The following is a 3,747-nucleotide window of genomic DNA, read 5'->3' as shown; positions in this document are numbered from 1 at the left end:
CAATTGTCCTGACAACGGCCGCACTCGGTGCAGGCATATAAATCCAAAAGCTGCGGCCAGGTAAAATCCTCAATCTTGCTGACGCCTAACGTTGTGTCCTCAGCTTCAAAGTCCACCTCTTCAAAATCGATCTTTTTGAGCACACCCCGCTTTCGATCGTCATTTCTTCGTCGCAAAAAAATATTTGGCCCAGCGCCGATGAGGTGAACGTGCTTGGAATGCGGAATATAAGCGATAAAGCTCAAAATTACCAAATTATGAATCCACCAGGCAACATAATAACCAAAAGGTAAAATTCCGTCGCGGCTTCCGCTGACGAATTGAGCGAAAAAGTCAGAAACGGGAGTAAAGCCAGCGAGTGCTCCTTCGGTTTTGATGATGTATCCGTGCGTGAAAAACATGGAGACCATCAGGGTCAGAATCATGCCGAGAATTAAAAGTGCATCCAGTTTGCCCCCTAAGTAACCTCTCAATTTACTCAGGCGGTCAGGTTTTATAATAAACCCGCGAATGAGCCCGATAATAATGGCTACCATGACCGCAAACCCGAAAAAATCGAACACAGTATTTAAAACTGATTCAAATGAGTGACCTAATAAGATCCCCCAGTTAAAATCCGGATTATAGCCGCGGACAAACATTTCAACGGTGGCCATGCCCAAAACCAGAAATCCCCAAAATATGAAGAAGTGCCCCCAGCCAGAGGGTTCGCGAACAACCGACATTTGCCCAAAAAAGTCTTTTAAAAGCGAGCCGATCCGCCAGCCAAAATTATCGACAGGATCATAAGACGGCTTACCAAGACTTACAAAACGAAAAATTCGCAGCACACTCCAGATGAAAAACCCCACCGATGCCAGAATTAAAACCGTGAGAACTATCTGCTGAATTTGCATAACGATTCCATGCGAATTTTGATTAGACACACAAAACGCCGGTCAGGTTTTGCCGGACCAGCGCTAATGTCTTAATTGAAAACTTACATTTACCGATCAATACACCCGAGGACGATATCGAGACTGCCAATAATGATAACCAAATCGGCAATCATGCCGCCCCGGGAGATATCGTCGATGACGCTAATATTGCTGAAACATGGAGAACGTGCTTTCACCCGGCTGGGAACATCGGTGCCGTCGCTTCGAATGAGGTACCCCAATTCGCCCCGCGGAGTCTCGCTGCGCACATAAGCCTCCGCTCCATCGGCAGGCCTGATGCGCCGGGGAATAGCCGATTTTACATCCTGATCTTTATGTTGCTGCAGGCCATCAAGGGCTTGTCTGATAATCTTAACCGATTGATTCATTTCTTCAATTCGAACCAGATAACGGTCCAAAACCGACCCAAGCGGGCCAAACTTTCCTTCGCCAACAGGCACATCAAATTCAAATTTATCGTAGTAAGAATACGGCTCATCTTTGCGCAGATCCCACTTAACTCCGGAACCTCTCAAAACCGGGCCCGTGCAACCGTAGCTAACAGCCATATCTTCAGGAAGCACACCAACATCAGCGGTGCGCTCAATGAAAATATGGTTCTTCGTGAGCAGCTTGTTAAACTCATCCATTTTGGGTCCAAAATAATCGACGAACTCTTTCACCTTGGCGTCCCAGCCATCTGGCATTTCCCGGGCCAGACCGCCAACCCAGATGTAGTTGTACAACATGCGCGCTCCGGTGAGCCACTCCAGCAAATCGAGTATCTTCTCACGATCTCTAAAAGCCCAAAGAAACGGAGTAATCGCACCAACATCCAATCCGAAAGTTCCGACGGCTATCAAATGGCTGGCAATCCGATTGAGCTCGCAACAGAGCACGCGCATGTATTCGACTTTCTCCGGCAGCTCGGTCAACCCGATAAGTTTTTCAACGGCCAGAGCATAGGCCATATCCTGATTCATTGACGAGATATAATCGATGCGATCGCAAAACGGGATGACTTCATTGTAGGGAATATTCTCAGCATGTTTCTCAAAATTTCTGTGCAAATAGCCGATATGCGGCGTTGTTTTTTTAACTACTTCACCATCCAGAACCAATTCCAATCGCAGCACCCCGTGTGTACTTGGATGCTGGGGCCCCATATTGACCACCATTTCATCGCCCTGATAGGACTCGACTTCAAGCTTCTTCATTGCTTCATCATAATAGCGGCCGGCGGTCTGATCCATATCCACGACCATGACGCCTTCGTCTTCAAACAGATAGCGTTTTTTCTTAAACAGGTTTCCGAACATAAAATGTGTCCTTTTTATTGAATCTGGTGGGTTAAACTAAGCACTGACAGGTCTCTCACGCCTGGGGGCTTCTCCTCCGGCAGCAGCCTTCTTAGCCGCCAACGCCGCCTCTTTTGCTTTCGCTTTTTCCATCTCTTGCTCAACTTCGCGAGTTTTGAGGGCAAGTGCCTCTTCAGGCGAGTATTTTGAAAAATGATAAATGCCGTTGTCACGGCTGAAAACTGCGTTTTCGTATTCGTCGGTCATGTAAAGGCATTCAGTCGGGCAGACCAATGTGCAATCATCGCAAAAGCAGCATTTGAACATATCGATATCAAATCGAATGAGATGCTGTCGAATGGGGTTGCCCATCGAAGCCTTGCCCAAATCTTCCTCCGGCAGTGCCTTGACCGTGTCGATGTAAATACAATTGACCGGACAAGCCCGGGCACATTTATAACAGCCGATGCAGTCGTCCGCATTGTTAAACAAAATGCCGCGCGCGTTGGTCGGTAGTTCCCACCGTTCCGTTGGGTAATGCAGCGTGATGGCCGGACGGAATAAAGCTTTCCAGGTTTGACTCATGCCGATGAGAATCGTAAACATGCCGCGATAGATGTTTGAAAAATAGGTAACCATGGCTTTATTCCTTTGATTTAGCGTCTTGATTCTTGCCGTTTTTCTTAGAGTCAACTAATTCAGGTACCCTGCTTTCATACTGGAAAACAAAATGACCGCGCTCCGGATTTTTGGCGAAGGTCTCATATTTTTCCCAATCTTCCTGGTACGGCACGCGAATGCCGTGGTAATATTCTTGCACGATATAGTCCTTTCGCAGCGGGTATCCCTCCCAATCATCCGGGCAGAGGATGCGGCGCAAATCGCGGTGTCCCTCAAAATGTACGCCGAACAAATCGTAAGCTTCACGCTCATGCCAGTCCGCTGTCCGCCAGATAGTTTCGACAGAAGGAACTTTGGGATTGTCTCGCGGCAACTCGACGCGAATAGTAATTTTGTGTTTGTGTTTCATGGAATGCAGATTATAAACCACTCCCAAATTGTCCTCCGCGCCGTAATCGAGTCCACTCAGGCACATCAGTGACGTGAAGTTCAGGTTCTGGTTTTCGTTCAGGAATTTGGAAATCTCGAAAATTCTGCCAGGATTTACTTTGACAAAAGGATCAAGAGCCTCTGGGTTGAATTCAAGGATGTCCTCGCCGAATTTTTCCTGCAGGTTCTGGTGGATTTGCTCGGCGGTCATACGTTCGCCTTTTCCTGAAGTTTGCGCTTGATCAGGCTTTCCTTGCGGATTTTCTCCTGAATTTTAATCAAACCGTCGATCAAAGCTTCGGGCCTCGGTGGGCAACCGGTGACATAAACATCAACCGGGACGATCAAATCGACGCCTTTCAGAACGTGGTAGCCGTGCTGCCAGTAAGGTCCGCCGCTGGTGGCGCAGCTTCCCATGGAAAGCACATACTTGGGTTCCGGCATCTGGTCGTCAAGCCGCTGAATTCGGGCAGCCATTTTAA

Annotated in this window: 5 protein-coding genes; all 5 read right to left on the bottom strand. The window is 47.9% G+C overall.

The annotated features are described in order from the left end of the window. Window positions 1-926, bottom strand: a 926-nt coding sequence (locus IH879_21265) for a hypothetical protein (GenBank protein ID MCH7677457.1), incomplete at its 3' end; no start/stop codon positions are given. A gap of 59 nt (window positions 927-985) precedes the next feature. Beyond that, the gene (locus IH879_21260) at window positions 986-2,134 is read right to left on the bottom strand and encodes an NADH-quinone oxidoreductase subunit D (protein MCH7677456.1); all 1,149 of its coding nucleotides are present in this window, start codon (window positions 2,132-2,134) and stop codon (window positions 986-988) included. A gap of 138 nt (window positions 2,135-2,272) precedes the next feature. Further along, window positions 2,273-2,854 carry a 4Fe-4S binding protein gene (locus tag IH879_21255; GenBank protein MCH7677455.1) on the bottom strand — a complete coding sequence of 194 codons (582 nt, stop codon included), beginning with the start codon at window positions 2,852-2,854 and terminating at the stop codon, window positions 2,273-2,275. Window positions 2,855-2,858: 4 nt separating this feature from the next. Then, window positions 2,859-3,476: an NADH-quinone oxidoreductase subunit C gene (locus tag IH879_21250; GenBank protein ID MCH7677454.1), complete on the bottom strand. Its 618-nt coding sequence runs from the start codon at window positions 3,474-3,476 to the stop codon at window positions 2,859-2,861. Then, on the bottom strand, window positions 3,473-3,747 hold a 275-nt coding region (gene nuoB / locus IH879_21245; GenBank protein ID MCH7677453.1), incomplete at its 5' end, for an NADH-quinone oxidoreductase subunit NuoB. The genes nuoB and IH879_21250, both read right to left, overlap by 4 nt.

The sequence above is a fragment of the candidate division KSB1 bacterium genome (genome assembly GCA_022562085.1).
Taxonomy (GTDB): Bacteria; Zhuqueibacterota; Zhuqueibacteria; order Oceanimicrobiales; family Oceanimicrobiaceae; genus Oceanimicrobium.
The sequence above is the reverse complement of the archived record's forward strand: the minus strand, read 5'-3'. Positions and strand labels throughout refer to the sequence as shown.

What these genes read in the sequence shown, in the direction of transcription:
- IH879_21255 (MCH7677455.1), bottom strand. Translation starts at nt 2,854, where the DNA reads ATGGTTACCTATTTTTCAAACATCTATCGCGGCATGTTTACGATTCTC.
- IH879_21260 (MCH7677456.1), bottom strand. Translation starts at nt 2,134, where the DNA reads ATGAAGAAGCTTGAAGTCGAGTCCTATCAGGGCGATGAAATGGTGGTC.
- IH879_21250 (MCH7677454.1), bottom strand. Translation starts at nt 3,476, where the DNA reads ATGACCGCCGAGCAAATCCACCAGAACCTGCAGGAAAAATTCGGCGAG.